The organism is Sphingomonas phyllosphaerae 5.2, assembly GCF_000419605.1.
Classification (GTDB): domain Bacteria; phylum Pseudomonadota; class Alphaproteobacteria; order Sphingomonadales; family Sphingomonadaceae; genus Sphingomonas; species Sphingomonas phyllosphaerae_B.
On sequence record NZ_ATTI01000001.1, the window covers coordinates 2,538,639 to 2,552,774 of the forward strand.

Annotated in this window: 18 protein-coding genes; 7 read left to right on the top strand and 11 right to left on the bottom strand. The window is 67.2% G+C overall.

Translation table 11 applies throughout. The features are described from left to right. Positions 1–7: 7 nt before the first annotated feature. From SPHPHY_RS0111895 to fabD, 8 genes are all read right to left on the bottom strand, one after another. The gene (locus SPHPHY_RS0111895; RefSeq protein WP_028056832.1) at positions 8–1,003 is read right to left on the bottom strand and encodes a 4-hydroxyproline epimerase; all 996 of its coding nucleotides are present in this window, start codon (positions 1,001–1,003) and stop codon (positions 8–10) included. Then, positions 1,003–1,938, bottom strand: a complete 936-nt coding sequence (locus SPHPHY_RS0111900; RefSeq protein ID WP_043131108.1) for a dihydrodipicolinate synthase family protein — start codon at positions 1,936–1,938, stop codon at positions 1,003–1,005. Before SPHPHY_RS0111900 ends, SPHPHY_RS0111895 begins: the two co-directional genes overlap by 1 nt. Before the next feature lie 74 nt (positions 1,939–2,012). After that, entirely contained in the window at positions 2,013–2,981 is a 969-nt protein-coding gene (gene mltG, locus SPHPHY_RS0111905; RefSeq protein ID WP_022686910.1) for an endolytic transglycosylase MltG, read from the bottom strand. 10 nt (positions 2,982–2,991) lie between these two features. After that, positions 2,992–4,248 (bottom strand): beta-ketoacyl-ACP synthase II, encoded by a 1,257-nt coding sequence (fabF, locus tag SPHPHY_RS0111910; protein WP_022686911.1) that lies wholly within the window; start codon positions 4,246–4,248, stop codon positions 2,992–2,994. A gap of 159 nt (positions 4,249–4,407) precedes the next feature. Continuing rightward, positions 4,408–4,644 carry an acyl carrier protein gene (locus SPHPHY_RS0111915; RefSeq protein ID WP_028056834.1) on the bottom strand — a complete coding sequence of 79 codons (237 nt, stop codon included), beginning with the start codon at positions 4,642–4,644 and terminating at the stop codon, positions 4,408–4,410. A gap of 121 nt (positions 4,645–4,765) precedes the next feature. Then, positions 4,766–4,984 carry a hypothetical protein gene (locus tag SPHPHY_RS0111920; protein ID WP_022686912.1) on the bottom strand — a complete coding sequence of 73 codons (219 nt, stop codon included), beginning with the start codon at positions 4,982–4,984 and terminating at the stop codon, positions 4,766–4,768. A gap of 14 nt (positions 4,985–4,998) precedes the next feature. Beyond that, positions 4,999–5,742 carry a 3-oxoacyl-[acyl-carrier-protein] reductase gene (gene fabG, locus SPHPHY_RS0111925; protein WP_022686913.1) on the bottom strand — a complete coding sequence of 248 codons (744 nt, stop codon included), beginning with the start codon at positions 5,740–5,742 and terminating at the stop codon, positions 4,999–5,001. A 52-nt stretch (positions 5,743–5,794) separates the two neighbouring features. Continuing rightward, complete coding sequence (fabD, locus tag SPHPHY_RS0111930) at positions 5,795–6,754, bottom strand: ACP S-malonyltransferase (protein WP_022686914.1); 960 nt, start codon at positions 6,752–6,754, stop codon at positions 5,795–5,797. A 310-nt stretch (positions 6,755–7,064) separates the two neighbouring features. Here fabD and rpsF point away from each other — a divergent pair, with 310 nt between their 5' ends. Genes rpsF through rplI form a run of 3 tightly spaced genes read left to right on the top strand, consistent with a single transcriptional unit; the run spans position 7,065 to position 8,341 of the window. Then, a complete protein-coding gene (rpsF, locus tag SPHPHY_RS0111935) occupies positions 7,065–7,511 on the top strand; it encodes a 30S ribosomal protein S6 (RefSeq protein ID WP_022686915.1) in 447 nt (148 codons plus the stop codon). Further along, complete coding sequence (rpsR, locus tag SPHPHY_RS0111940) at positions 7,511–7,735, top strand: 30S ribosomal protein S18 (protein WP_007403456.1); 225 nt, start codon at positions 7,511–7,513, stop codon at positions 7,733–7,735. Before rpsF ends, rpsR begins: the two co-directional genes overlap by 1 nt. A 12-nt stretch (positions 7,736–7,747) precedes the next feature. Then, positions 7,748–8,341, top strand: a complete 594-nt coding sequence (gene rplI / locus SPHPHY_RS0111945; protein WP_022686916.1) for a 50S ribosomal protein L9 — start codon at positions 7,748–7,750, stop codon at positions 8,339–8,341. Between the two features lie 126 nt (positions 8,342–8,467). Here the strand turns inward: rplI and SPHPHY_RS22020 are convergent, their stop codons facing one another. Next, on the bottom strand, positions 8,468–8,710 hold the full coding sequence (locus tag SPHPHY_RS22020) for a hypothetical protein (protein ID WP_156025094.1): 243 nt from the start codon (positions 8,708–8,710) through the stop codon (positions 8,468–8,470). A gap of 33 nt (positions 8,711–8,743) precedes the next feature. Between SPHPHY_RS22020 and SPHPHY_RS22025 the strand changes: the two genes are divergently transcribed. Next, entirely contained in the window at positions 8,744–8,920 is a 177-nt protein-coding gene (locus SPHPHY_RS22025) for a hypothetical protein (protein ID WP_022686917.1), read from the top strand. A 2-nt stretch (positions 8,921–8,922) separates the two neighbouring features. Here the strand turns inward: SPHPHY_RS22025 and SPHPHY_RS0111960 are convergent, their stop codons facing one another. Beyond that, a complete protein-coding gene (locus SPHPHY_RS0111960) occupies positions 8,923–9,993 on the bottom strand; it encodes an NAD(P)/FAD-dependent oxidoreductase (protein WP_022686918.1) in 1,071 nt (356 codons plus the stop codon). After that, positions 9,990–10,934 (bottom strand): alpha/beta fold hydrolase, encoded by a 945-nt coding sequence (locus SPHPHY_RS0111965; protein WP_022686919.1) that lies wholly within the window; start codon positions 10,932–10,934, stop codon positions 9,990–9,992. Before SPHPHY_RS0111965 ends, SPHPHY_RS0111960 begins: the two co-directional genes overlap by 4 nt. Positions 10,935–10,975: 41 nt before the next feature. Here SPHPHY_RS0111965 and SPHPHY_RS0111970 point away from each other — a divergent pair, with 41 nt between their 5' ends. The 3 genes from SPHPHY_RS0111970 to SPHPHY_RS0111980 are packed head-to-tail and all read left to right on the top strand — an operon-like array spanning position 10,976 to position 14,135. Further along, on the top strand, positions 10,976–11,452 hold the full coding sequence (locus tag SPHPHY_RS0111970; RefSeq protein WP_028056836.1) for an A24 family peptidase: 477 nt from the start codon (positions 10,976–10,978) through the stop codon (positions 11,450–11,452). Positions 11,453–11,500: 48 nt separating this feature from the next. Further along, positions 11,501–12,508: a Flp pilus assembly protein CpaB gene (cpaB, locus tag SPHPHY_RS0111975; protein ID WP_022686921.1), complete on the top strand. Its 1,008-nt coding sequence runs from the start codon at positions 11,501–11,503 to the stop codon at positions 12,506–12,508. A gap of 1 nt (position 12,509) precedes the next feature. After that, on the top strand, positions 12,510–14,135 hold the full coding sequence (locus SPHPHY_RS0111980; RefSeq protein ID WP_022686922.1) for a type II and III secretion system protein family protein: 1,626 nt from the start codon (positions 12,510–12,512) through the stop codon (positions 14,133–14,135). Position 14,136: the final 1 nt, after the last annotated feature.

Here is a 14,136-nt window from a genome sequence, read left to right on the forward strand (position 1 = left end):
CGATGCATCACACCACCGTGAACCCGCTCCAGAACGGGTCCTCGCGATCGATCCAGATCGTGTTGAAGCCGGTCGCGATCGCCGAGCCTTCGATCGACGGCACGATCGCCGGCTGCTCGCCGATCATCGTCTCCGCCTCGACACGCCCGATGAAGCGGCTACCGATGTAGCTTTCGTGGACGAAGCGGTCGCCGACCCTCAGCCGCCCGGTCGCCGCCAGATGCGCGAGCCGCGCCGACGTTCCGGTTCCGCACGGGCTGCGATCGATCGCGCGCTCGCCATAGAATACGGCGTTGCGCCCGTCGGCGCCCTCGCCCTTCGGCTTGTCAGCCCACAGCACATGGCTGACCCCGCGGATCGTCGGCTCCGCCGGATGCACGGGTTCGTAGATGTCACGCACCATCGCGCGGATCGTGCGGCTCAGCTCCACGATCCGCGCCGCGCCAAGCTCGTCCAGCCCGGCGTATGCGCCCTGCGGTTCGATGATCGCGTAGTAATTGCCGCCATAGGCGACGTCGATCGAGAGCGGTCCGAACCCCGGAACGTCGATCCGCAACCCGCGCGTTGCGACATACGCGGGCACGTTGCGGATCTTCACCGATCGCACGCGGTCTCCGTCGGCGAGGTAATCGATCTCGATCACGCCGGCCGGCACCTCGACGCGCAGCCGGCCCGGCGTCCGTGGGGTGATCAGGCCGTTCTCCAGCCCGAACGTGATCATCCCGATCGTGCCATGCCCGCACATCGGCAGGCACCCCGACGTCTCGATGAACAGGATCGCGGCATCCGCGTCACCGCACGGCGGATACAGAAACCCGCCCGACATCATGTCGTGCCCGCGCGGCTCGAAGCACAGCCCGGTGCGGATCCAGTCGAACCGCGCCAGGAAGTCCTGCCGCCGCTCCGCCATGCTGGCGCCGCGCAGCAGCGGGGCGCCCCCGGCCACCAGGCGGACCGGATTGCCCGCCGTATGGCCATCGATGCAGAAGAACGTGTGGCGCATCAGGCGGCGAGTGCCGCCTTCAGCACAGGACGCGTCGCGGCGCACTTTTCGACCATCGCGATCACCTCGGCGCGGCGTGCGCCTTCAAGCGGCAGGCGCGGCAGACGCACCCGCTCCGAACCACGGCCCATGATCTCCTCGGCCAGCTTGATCGACTGCACCAGATCGTGCTCGGCATCGAGATGCAGCAGCGGCATGAACCACCGATAGATGCGCCGCGCCTCTTCCCAGTCGCCACGATAAACCGCCGCGATCAGCGCCACCGACTCCTGCGGGAACGCGCTGGTCAGCCCCGACACCCAGCCGCTGGCGCCCAGCAACATGCCCTCCAGCGCGACGTCGTCGAGCCCGGCCATCACGACGTAGCGGTCGCCAAAGCGATTGATCACGTCGGTGAAGCGACGCGGATCGGGCGCGCTCTCCTTGACCGCGACGATGTTCCTGACCGGCTCCAGCAGCTCGAGCGTCGCGAAATCCACGGAAACGCGGTACGCAGGCGGGTTGTTGTACAGCATGATCGGCAGGCCGGTCGCTTCCGCCACCGTACGGAAATGCGTCGCCAGTTCGTTCGGCGTCGGCACATAGACCATCGCGGGCAGCAGCATCAGCGCGTCCACGCCGATCTCCTCGACCTCCTGCGCGAACGCGGCCGCACGTCCGGTCGTGAATTCGGAAACGCCGCACACCAGCGGCACGCGTCCACCGACCGCTTCGACGCCCGCGCGCAGCACCGCATGCTTCTCGGCGACATCCAGCGAGTTGTTCTCGCCGCAGGTGCCGAGCAGGATCAGTCCGTCGACCCCGTCCTCCACCAGAGCGACCAGACCGCGCTGCGTCGCATCGATATCCACCGACCCGTCAGCCGCGAACTGCGTCGTTGCCGCGGGGTAGACGCCCGTCCACATGCTCGAACCAGAAACCACATCGTCCTCCATGACCATGAGTTTCGTATACGATATAAAATGGTGCCTGCAAAGCACTTTCGCGGGAAAATACTGCGAACCGTGCGCTACATCTCCCCGCGTGCGCGGCGGATCGCGTACCATTTCTTCACGTTAGCGTTATGCTCTGCCAACGTGTCGGCGAAGACGTGCCCGCCCGTCCCGTCGGCGACGAAATACAGCGCCTTCGACGCCGCCGGATCGAGCACCGCATCGATCGACAATTTCCCGGGATTGGCGATCGGCTCGATCGGCAGCCCGGCCTCGGCGTAGGTGTTATAGCCGTTCTTCGCGCGCAGTTCCGATTGGCGGATGCGCCGCCCCAGTGGTCGCCCCTTCGTGATCGGGTAAATGACGGTCGGATCGGCTTGCAGCGGCATACCCAGCCGCAGCCGGTTGCCATAGACCGCCGCCACCGTCCGCCGCTCGGCCGGCTTGCCGGTTTCCTTCTCGACGATCGAGGCCAGGATGATCGCCTGCGCGGGCGTCTTGACCACCGCGCCGGGCTTGCGCGCGTTCCACGCGGTAGCGAGATAGTCCTTCATCGCCGTCTGCATCCGCGCGAGCACTGCGCCGCGCGCTTCGTCGCGCTCGAACGCATAGCCGCCCGGCAACACCGATCCTTCGGCCGGCACCTTCACGTCGCCGCGCAGCGCCTGCGCCTTGATCAGCACGTCGCGGACCATCACCGACGGCAGCCCTTCCGGAATCACCACCAGCCGCTGCACCGCCTTGCCGCCCTGCAGGATCTCCAGCACCTGCGCCGCGCTGGCGTGGTCGGGAAAGGCATATTCGCCGGCCTTGATCGGCGCGCCCGACCCGAACACGCGCGCCTGCCAGCGGAAGCGGCCGGCGGAGCCGATCACGCCCGCCTTCTCCAGCGTCCGCGCCGCGGCGGCGAGGCTCGCCCCCTCCGCGATCTCGACATTGGCGGCGCGCGGCAACGGCCCGGCGCCCTTCCAGCCGTAGCCGAGCCAGAATCCCGCTGCGAGCAGCAGCAGCCCGGCAAGTATCGCGAAACAGCCGAGCCTGCGCATCGTACGTATCCTAGATCGACTTCATCACCAGCGAGGCATTGGTCCCGCCAAAGCCGAAGCTGTTGTTCAGCACCGCACGCACTTCGCGCTTGCGCGCGACATGCGGCACCAGGTCGACGCCCTCGGCGCCCTCGGAAGGATTGTCGAGGTTCAGCGTCGGCGGCACGATCTGGTCGCGCATCGCCAGGATGCAGAAGATGCTTTCCACCGCCCCCGCGCCGCCGAGCAGGTGCCCGATCGCCGACTTGGTCGAACTCATCGACAATCCGCCGATCGCGTCGCCGAACAGCCGCTTGACCGCACCCAGCTCGATCATGTCCGCCATCGTCGAGGTGCCATGCGCGTTGATGTAGTCGATGTCGGACATCGCCAGACCGGACTTGCGCATCGCCATCTCCATCGCGCGATACGCCCCCGACCCCTCCGGCTCGGGCGCCGTCACGTGGAAGGCGTCGCCCGACAGGCCGTAGCCGACGACTTCGCAATAGATCTTCGCGCCGCGCGCCTTGGCCCGCTCATATTCCTCGAGCACGACCACGCCGGCGCCTTCGCCCATCACGAAGCCGTCGCGGTCCCGGTCATAGGGCCGGCTCGCCTGTTCCGGCCGGTCGTTGAAGCTGGTGTTGAGCGCGCGCGCCGCCGCGAACCCCGCTATTCCGATCGGACACACCGTGCTTTCCGATCCGCCAGCCAGCATCACGTCGGCATCGTCCAGCGCGATCATCCGCGCGGCGTCGCCGATCGAATGCGCGCCCGTCGAACAGGCGGTGACCACCGCGTGGTTCGGCCCCATCAAACCGTATTTGATCGATACCTGACCCGAGATCAGGTTGATGAGCCGACCGTGGACGAAATGCGGGCTGACGCGCTTCGGTCCCTTTTCGGCGAGGACGAGCGATTCGCTCTCTATCCCCGGCAGCCCGCCGATGCCCGAGCCGATCGAGCAACCCGCGCGGAAGCGCTCCGCCTCGCTCATTTCGGTGAGGCCGGCATCCTCGAGTGCCTGTCCGGCGGCATCGATGCCGTACACGATGAACGGATCGACCTGCCGCTGCACCTTGTGATCGACCCGCTTGTCGGGGTCGAAGCCGTAAGGATGATCGGCCGGCTTCACCTCGCAGGCGATGGTGCATTTCTGGTCCGACGCATCGAAACGCGTGATCGGGCCTGCACCCGATTTGCCGGCGATCAGGTTCGCCCAGGCTGTTTCCACATCCGCCCCCAGCGGGGTGACCAGGCCAAGTCCGGTGATGACGACGCGACGCATAGGCTTCCCTTCTTGCCGGTACCGCGCCTCTCCTTCGCGCGGACGGCCGTAAAACGAAACGGCTCCCCACCCTTAGCCAAGGACGGGAAGCCGCTCAAATCGTTCGACTGCCAGGCATCGGCGCGGGCGCTTCGCACCCCGCCGGCCCGGCACAGGGGCTCAGCCCTTGTGCTCGTCGATATAGGTGATCGCGTCCTTGACGGTCGAGATCTTCTCGGCGGCGTCGTCCGGGATCTCGACCCCGAATTCTTCCTCGAAGGCCATCACCAGCTCAACGATGTCGAGGCTGTCCGCGCCCAGATCGTCGATGAAGCTGGCGTCCTCGGTCACCTTGTCGGCCTCGACGCCGAGATGCTCGACGACGATCTTCTTCACGCGGTCGGCGGTCTCGCTCATAACTTTCCCTCTTTCGATTTGGGGGGTAGATTTAGAATTCATGAACGCAGGTAGAGCCGGTCGGCCCGCCTGACAAGTCCGTGTGTGCGGCAAGCCGGCCGACAGGCGCGGCGACGGTCTTTTACACGCGCAGGCCGTACCGCAGCCGTGGGCATGAGCGGCCCGCACCCCACGCGTCGGCCGGCGGCAACAGCAACGGCACGCAGGTCCGCCGCATCGCTACCAGCAGCCCGATCCCCGGACGACCTTGATCCAGCGCCGCATCGTGCATCTCCCCGCCGCGTCCGATCATCACACGTCCGGCGCTCGCCGCAAAGCGCCAGGCATCCTTGATCGCCACCGCGGGTCAGCCGGTCAGACCATCGCCATCCCGCCGTTGACGTGGATGGTCTGCCCGGTGACGTACCCCGCCTCCTTCGACGCCAGATAGACGACCGCGGCGGCGATGTCCTCGCCCGTCCCCAGGTCGCCCGCCGGGATGCGTGCGGTCAGCGCGGCCTTCTGCGCGTCGGGCAACCCGTCCGTCATCGCCGAGCGGATGAAGCCCGGCGCGACGCAATTGACGGTGATGTTCCGGCTGGCCAGCTCCTGCGCCAGCGCCTTGGACATACCGACGAGGCCGGCCTTCGACGCGGCGTAGTTCGCCTGCCCCGGATTGCCGGTCTGCCCCACCACCGAGGTGATCGAGATCACGCGCCCGAACCGCTGCTTCATCATCGGCTTGGCCGCGGCGCGGATCAGCCGGAACGCCGCCTCCAGGTTGACGCGGATCACCTGATCCCATTCGTCGTCCTTCATCCGCATCGCCAGATTGTCGCGCGTGACGCCGGCATTGTTGACGAGGATGTCGATTCGCCCGCCCAGCGCCTGCACGGCCTGCGGCACCAGCGCATCCACCGCCGCGGCATCCGACAGGTCGCACGGCAAGGCGACATGCCCCTCGCCGCCCAACTCGCCCAGGAACGCCTCCAGCTTGGCGACATTCGACCCCGACACCGCCAGCCGCGCACCACGCGCCGCCAGCCCCTTCGCGATCGCCGACCCGATTCCTCCGGAAGCGCCGGTGACCAGCGCGGTCATGCCTGTAAGGTCGAACATTGATTACTCCGTTGATTGATCTTCGCGAAGGCGCACGTCGAGCGCGGGAACGTCACATCTTCTTCAGCAGGGCCTCGACATCGTCCATCGAAACCACGCTGACCGTCTCGACGTCCGGCGCGATGCGCTTGACCATCGGCGAAAGCACCTTGCCGCCGAACTCGACGAACTCGGTCACGCCGGCCTCCACCATCGCCAGCACCGATTCGCGCCATCGCACCCGCCCGGTCACCTGCTCGACCAGCAGCCGCCGGATCGCGCCCGGATCGGCCACCGCCGCGGCATCGACGTTCGCGAACACCGGCACCAGCGGCGCGCGCAGGTCGGCCTCGGCCAGTGCGCCCTCCATTACGCGCGCAGCATCCTCCATCAATGCGCAGTGGAACGGCGCCGATACCGGCAGCAGCACCGCGCGCTTGGCGCCCATATCCTTGGCCAGTGCGACTGCGCGTTCCACCGCAAGGCGATGGCCGGAAATGACGACCTGCGACGGATCGTTGTCGTTGGCGACCGTGCAGACCAACGTCTCGCCGCTCTCGTTCAGGATCGTATCGACCGCTGCACCCGCAATCGCCTGCGCCTTCTCGACATCGGCGCCCAGCAGCGCCGCCATCGCACCCTCACCGACCGGCACCGCCGCCTGCATCGCACGTCCGCGCGTTTTCAGCAGCCGCGCGGTGGTGCCGAGATCGAGCGCCTCCGCGCCGCACAGCGCGCTGTATTCGCCCAGTGAGTGCCCCGCGACATAATCGGCCTTGTCGGACAGTCGCACGCCGCCTTCGCGCGTCAGCACGCGCAACGTCGCGATCGCATTGGCCATGATCGCTGGCTGCGCATTCTCGGTCAGCGTCAGTTCGTCCTGCGGCCCCTCGGCCATCAACCGACGCAGGTTCTGCCCCAGCGCCTCGTCGACTTCGCCGAATACCTCCCGCGCCACCGCAGACGCATCGGCCAGCGCCGCCCCCATGCCGACCGCCTGGCTGCCCTGACCCGGAAAGATGAACGCGCGCATATGGTCCTCCGTTTAAGGCCGCGCTGCTAGGCCCGCCGCCCGCCGCGGGTCAACCGCGCTGGCGATTCGGCGGTGGCTGTGGCATAGGAGAACACTGGCCCGCAGGCGTTTAATCCAACGCGGGATCGTCTCAACATTCGCAACATTCGCGTCCCAACATTCGGTTGCGCGAACGGCGATTATGGGCCATAGCGCAGGGGCTTCGGGCGGAAGGGGTTCACCCTTGCCGCCCTTTGCCGTTGGAACGACAGCCGGAGGGGCGTTACGCATGGGGCGTACGTCAGCGATCGGCCAACATGAAGGTACATGCATGGCTCTGTATGAGCATGTGTTCCTTGCGCGCCAGGATCTGGCACAGGCGCAGGTGGACACGCTGGCGGAAAACGCCACGAAGATCGTCGAGGAACGCGGCGGCAAGGTCGTCAAGACCGAGACCTGGGGCCTGCGTTCGCTGGCTTACCGCATCGCGAAGAACCGCAAGGCGCATTACGTGATGCTCGAGATCGACGCGCCGGGCGACACCGTCGCCGAGCTGGAGCGTCAGACCAGCATCAACGAGGACGTGATCCGCTACATGACTGTCCGTGTGGACGAGCATGAAGCCGGCCCGACCGTGATGATGCGCAAGCAGGAGCGTGATCGCGAGCGTCGTGGCGACCGTGAGGGTGGCCGTGGCGAGCGCGGCGATCGTGGTGACCGCGGCGGCGACCGTGGTGATCGTGGCCCCCGTCGTGACCGTGAAGAGGAGGCCGCATAATGGCGCGTCCGTTTTTCCGCCGCCGCAAGTCGTGCCCGTTCAGCGCCAAGGATGCGCCCCGGATCGACTATAAGGACGTCCGGCTGCTGCAGGGCTTCGTGTCCGAGCGTGGCAAGATCGTCCCGTCGCGCATCACCTCGGTGAGCGCGAAGAAGCAGCGCGAGCTGGCGCAGGCGATCAAGCGCGCGCGTCACCTGGGCCTGCTGCCCTACGTCGTGAAGTAAGGAGAAGAGCAGATGGATATCATCCTGCTTGAGCGCGTCGAGAAGCTCGGCGGCATCGGCGACGTGGTGAAGGTAAAGGACGGCTTTGCCCGTAACTACCTGCTCCCGAACAAGAAGGCGCTGCGCGCCAACGAAGCCAACCGCAAGGTGTTCGAGGCCAACCGCGCCCGCATCGAGTCCGACAACGCCTCGCGTCGCACCGACGCCGAGAAGGAAGCCGGCTCGTTCAAGGACGCGCAGATCACGCTGATCCGTCAGTCGTCGAACACCGGCCAGCTCTACGGCTCGGTCGCGGTGCGTGATCTGATCGAAGCACTGCAGGCCGACGGTCACAAGGTGACCAAGAGCCAGGTGGTGCTGGATCGTCCGATCAAGTCGATCGGCCTGTACGACGTTCGCGTGCAGTTGCACCCGGAAGTCGTCGTGACCGTCAAGGTCAACGTCGCACGCTCGCCGGAAGAGGCCGAGATGCAGACGCAGGGCGTCGACGTCATGGCACAGGTCTTCGAGGAAGGTCGCGATCAGGGCGGTTTCACCGAGGATTACGATCCCAACGCGGAGCCCGGCGCCACCGCCGAGACGCAGCAGGACGAAGCGCAGGGCTAGGGCCCTGACGCGCCGTGCCAAGCACGCGTGCCGAATGAAGAAAGGCCCGCCCGGAGAAATCCGGGCGGGCCTTTCGGTGTTAACGCGGCCGAAGGGGGAGACGGCAGCGTCCTCGGGGAGCGTGGTTCAGTTGACGGCGACGATCGCGCTGACCACCGCGGCGAGCGGCATCAGGGCGAGCGCGAGGGGCATGAAATGCTTGAGCATGGCGACCTTCGATGCCGTTACTGACGATGGGGACACAATCGTCGCGAACCTCAAAGGTTGCGCCCCGGCAAGCGATTCCGTCGTGCCGTCTTCGGCTCGACGTGCGACGAACCGCGGCGATCCGACCGGAACATGGCCGCGATCAGACAGTTGTCCGGTCAATGCCGCATCATAATGGAAGCGGTGATCGTATAGATGCGGGATAGTGTCGTGGAGAAGGAGCGGGAGCGCCAGGAGCGGTTGGCGGCAACGGGCAGAGCATTGCGAAGCTGCGTGCGGGTCCCCACCGACACCTATATCACCGGCGACATCCCCACCCTGCTGACACGCCTGGGGCAGATGCCCGCAATCCCCGAACGCAAGCCGCGCTGAGATCAGACAAAGCGGCGCGGCGAGTAGAGCCGGGCGTCAATCCCTTCCGGTAGCGCCTCGCCCAGCAGCAATGCGGCACCGACCGCTGCTGCCGCCGGCGCGGTCTGGATGCCGAAACCGCCCTGTCCCGCAAACCAGAAAAAGCCAGGCGCGGCCATTCCGTAGACGGGCAGACGATCCGGCGCGAACGAACGTAGTCCCGCCCAACGCCGCTCGACCCGCACCACGCGCCAGTCGACCGCCTGCTCCAGCCGGTCGATCGCGATCGCCACGTCCATCTCCTCCGCGGCGACGTCGTGCGCGGCAACGGGGTGCTCGTCGTGCGGACTCAACCACAGTCGCCCGCCTGCCTCCGGCTTGAAATAGAAACCGCCGCTGATGTCGATCACGAACGGCAGGTCGGCGGGCGTGGCCGGGTCGGTCAGCAACTGCACCATCGTGCGGCGATACGGCGTGATGCCGATCGGGGCCACGCCACTGCGAACTGCTACCTCATCCGCCCAGGCGCCCGCCGCGTCGACGATCACGCGCGCCGCAAACGAACGCCCGTCCTCGCACCTGATCCGCCATATTCCGCCGGCCCGCTCCGCGTCCGCGAGTCGCGCCGCGTTTTCAAAGACCGTCCCGCCGTGCCGTGCTTGCGCCAGATAGTCGCCGTGCAGCCGCGCGACATCGATATACGAGCACGTCGGCTCGCTGACCCCCAGCGTCCACGCCGCGCGCAGACCGGGGATCAGAGGCTGCGGATCCACCCTCGTCAGCGTGACCGGCGTAGCGGCGAACTCGTCGACCAATGCCGTGATCGCCGCCTGTTCCGTCGCGCGTCCGATATGCACCGCGCCGAGCGGATCGAGATAGCCGCCTTCGTGCAGCGCCCGACCCGACGCGGTGGTGAGCGGCTGGATCGCCGGGCCTCCGTACGTCTCCGACCAGAACGCCGCCGATCGCCCCGTGGCATGATAGCCGGGGCGATCCTCGCCTTCCAGCAACAGCACCCGCGCCCGGTCCCCCACTGCGGCGGCCAGACTGGCGCCGGCGATGCCGGCCCCGATGATCGCGACGTCGAAGATCACGGCGCGTGCTGCGCCAGGAAGGCGTCGATCGCCGCCATCGCCTGCCCGCGAATCGGATCGGCCTCGCGAAGCAATTCATGCGCTGCGCCTTTGCCGAACCGCACCAGCGTGGCCGAAGGCAGACGCGCGGCGACTTGCGCAGCGGCGCGCGGATCGACCAGCCGATCGTGCTCGGCCACCAGCATCAGGACCGGCGTCGTCAGCGACGACAACTTCGGATCGCCACGCAGCCGGGCGGTTGCCGCGAACGCCTCGTCCAGCCACGCCCAGCTCGGCGGCCCGAGCCGCAGCTCGGGCCGCGTGGCCATCCACCACTCCTCGTCGGCATAGCGGGCGCTATCGGCCGTCAATAACTGCTGCCGGGCGAGGCCGCCGGGCCGCTCATGACTTTTCCATGCCGGCCGGGCGGGATCGCCGGTCCGCCGCATGGCGGCCGCGACTCGGCCGCCGATCCACGCCCCGACCGGAGAGCGTAGCCCGAGCATCGGCGCCACCAGCACGACGGCGTCGGCGGTGATGACGCCGTCGATAAGCGCACGCAGCGCTAGATATCCGCCCATCGAGTGACCGACGAGCACGTGCGGGCCGGTGCATGCGGCGGTCCGATCGCGCCAGACGCCGCCGAGATCGTCGATCCACGGCGCAAAATTGTCGGAATGCCCGACATGACGGTTGGCGCACAGGCGTCCCGACCCGCCCTGCCCACGCCAGTCGAAGGTGCTCACTGCCCAACCGCGCGTGTGCCAGTCATCGAGCGCCTCCAGATACTTCTCGAAGACATCGCCGCGGCCACCAAGGAACATCAGTGACCCGCGCCCGGTGCCGTCGCGCACGAATCGACGCAACGGCCATCCGTCCGCCGCTGCGTCGAACATGATGCGCGCATCGGCAGGCACGGTGCGGCGCACCATCACGGGATCGATCATCGGCATCGCGCGCATGGTTACGGTTTCTCAAACCAATTCGTCTAGCGCCATGCACCATGGACAGGGGATTTCTCGTTTGGTTGCTGCCCGGCCTGATGGGCGCGCTGCTGCTATCGGCGGGCGTTCAGGATGTACGCACGCGCGAGATCGCCAATTGGAAAAACGCGGCGATCGCAGTGCTGGCACCGATGTGGTGGCTGGCGATCGGGCTCGATCCGTGGCCCGGCATGGCGACACAGCTGGCGGTCGCGACACTCGTCTTCGCGCTCTTCGTCGGTGCGTTCGCGATGGGACAGATGGGTGGCGGGGATGTCAAGCTGATCGGGGCGCTATCGCTGTGGCTCGCCCCGCTCCACCTGCTCGACATGCTGCTGGCGATGGCCGTGATCGGCGGCGCGCTGACGCTGGCGATGCTGATCGAGCACCGGCTGCGGCGCAGCGATGCCGCGATCGAGGTGCCGTACGGCGTCGCGATCGCCATCGCCGGTCTTCTCGCGCTTCGCGAACCGCTCCTTAACCAGTTTACCCAATAATAGCAGCCGTTACGGACGCCGGTTGCGTCCCCGAGGACAAGGTCACTCATGGACAGTCGCAAGCTCATCATGCTGGTCGGGGCGCTCATGGTCGCGGCAATAACCGCCTTTGCCGCGCGGTCGATGCTGGCTGGGTCGCCCGCCCCGGAGGCGCAAGCCGCGACGGTGGTTGCGGTCGACGGGCCGGAGGTGCTGGTCGCCACGCGCGCTTTGCCGGTCGGCACTATCCTCGACGCCAGCGCGCTGAAGTTCCAGCCGTGGCCGAAGGAACTCGTCGAAAACGCATATTATCTGCGCCAGGGCACGGACATGTCGAAGCTGATCGGCACGGTCGTGCGTCTGCCGGTCACCGCCGGTCAGCCGCTGACGCAGGGCCAGGTGGTGAAGCCCGGCGATCGCGGCTTCCTGGCGGCGGCACTCGGGGCGGGCATGCGCGCCGTCACGGTGCCGGTGTCTGCGCAGACCAGCGTCGCCGGCTTCGTCTTTCCGGGCGACCACATCGACCTGATCCTGACTCAATCGGTGGAGGGGGACGGCCCGCCGCTGCGAGCGAGCGAAACCGTAATGCGCAACCTGCGCGTGCTCGCCACCGACCAACGTACCAGCGATCAGAAGGACGAGCAGGGCAACACCGTCGTCCAGACCTTCTCGACGATCACGGTCGAGGCGACCCCGAAGATCGCCGAGCAGATCGCGGTGGCGCAGACGATCGGCACGCTGTCATTGTCGCTGCGCTCGATTGCCGACAACGCCTCGGAACTCGATCGTGCAATCGCCTCGGGTGCGGTCAGTGTCGGCGACGCCAAGGACTCGAATGCCGAGGAAGCGATGCTCGATCGGCTCGCCAACACGCCGCAGACCGGCAACACCACCTATGCGGTCGGCGCCGACGTGTCGCGGTTCCAGCGCCGCACCGTCCCGCCGCGCGTGCCGCAAGGTGGCGGGATGTCCCCGGCCCCTGTTGTTGCCGGCGTCGGGCAGGTCCCCGTCGGACCGAAGGTTCGCGTCACGCGCGGCAATGCCGTCACCGAAGTCTCCGTCGCAGGAAAGAACTGAGATGCGCCCCCACCTCTCCCTTCGGCATGGCTCAGCGCTCGTCGCCGCGCTGCTGGCCGCGCTGCCTTCGGTCGCGGCAGACGCCGCCCCGCGCGCCGCCGGTCGCGGCAAGGCCATCGCCTCGCGTCCTGCCACCCGCATCGGGCTGCCGCCGGTCGGCGTCACAAAGCCAAGCATCGAAAAGTGGCTGTCGATCGGCGAAGGCGAACTGATCACGCTTCCGGCCGCGGTGGACGAGGTCTGGACCTCGAACGCCGACACCGCCGACGTGTACGTTGCAAATCCACGCCAAATCCATCTGTTCGGCAAGGCGAACGGCGAAGCGACGATCTTCGCCACCAATCGTGGCGGCGCGGTGATCTACGCCGCGACCGTCCGCGTGGCGCAGAATTCTACGCAGATCGACCGGATGCTCCAGGCTGCCCTGCCGGGTACCGACTTCCACGTGACCATGGTCGGACAGATCGCCGTCCTGAATGGCGATGCCGCTGCCCCGGCCGATGCCGAACAGGCGATGCGACTGGTGAGCAGCTTGCTGAACCCCGGCGTCGATACATCCGTAGACAATGCGGTGTTGAAGATCGCGGTCATTAACCGCATCCGCGTAGCGACGCCTTTGCAGGTGAACCTGCAGGTCAAGTTCGCCGAGGTGAGCCGGACGTTCCTGAAAAGCATCGGGAACAACATTACGACGCGCAGTCTCGGCGCTTCGAACCCTTCGCTGGGGATCGGCTTTGGACGACCGGGAACGATCACGACCGTTCCCGGTGTGCCGGGGACGAACATCGTGGATGCCAACAACGCGCGCCCGGGCGACACCTTGTTCACCTTGCCCGGCGTGGTGAACGGCGGTGGCACGTTCAGCCTTTTCGGGCGCATGCTCGGCGCCGACTTCATCAACGCGCTCGATCTGGGCGAGACACTGGGTCAGGTCACGACGCTCGCCAGCCCGAACCTGACGGCGTTGTCGGGGGAGACCGGCACCTTCCTGGCGGGCGGTGAGATCCCCATCCCGATCGCACAGGCGCTCGGCACCAACTCGATCGAATACAAGCAGTTCGGCGTCAGCCTCGCCTATACGCCGACCGTGCTGTCGGACGGTCGCATTTCGTTGCGCGTCAAGCCTGAGGTGTCGCAGCTCGATTACGGTAACGCCGTGTCGGTCGGCAGCGCCCGCGTACCTGCGCTCACCACCCGACGTGCGGAGACGACCGTCGAGCTCGGCTCGGGCCAGAGCTTCATGATCGCCGGGCTGATGCAAAACACGCACAACAACAGCTACACCAAGACGCCCGGCGTCGGCGACCTGCCGATCCTCGGCGCGCTGTTCCGCTCCAATGGCTTTCAGCGCAACGAGACCGAATTGGTGATCGTCATCACACCCTACCTGGTGCGTCCGACCAACGCGGCCGACATCAAGTTGCCGACCGACGGCTACAAGGCCCCGACCGATCTGGAGCGCGTGTTCCTCGGCAAACTGGACAGCGGTGACCGCGCGGCGGAGCGGCCCAAGCCGCAGATGGCCGCGCCGCCCTCGGCGCCTGCGCCGCTCGCCACACCCGCCCCCGTCGATCGTCGCGGCACGAGCCGCGCGACTCCGCCGGCACCCGGCTTCTCGACGAATTGAG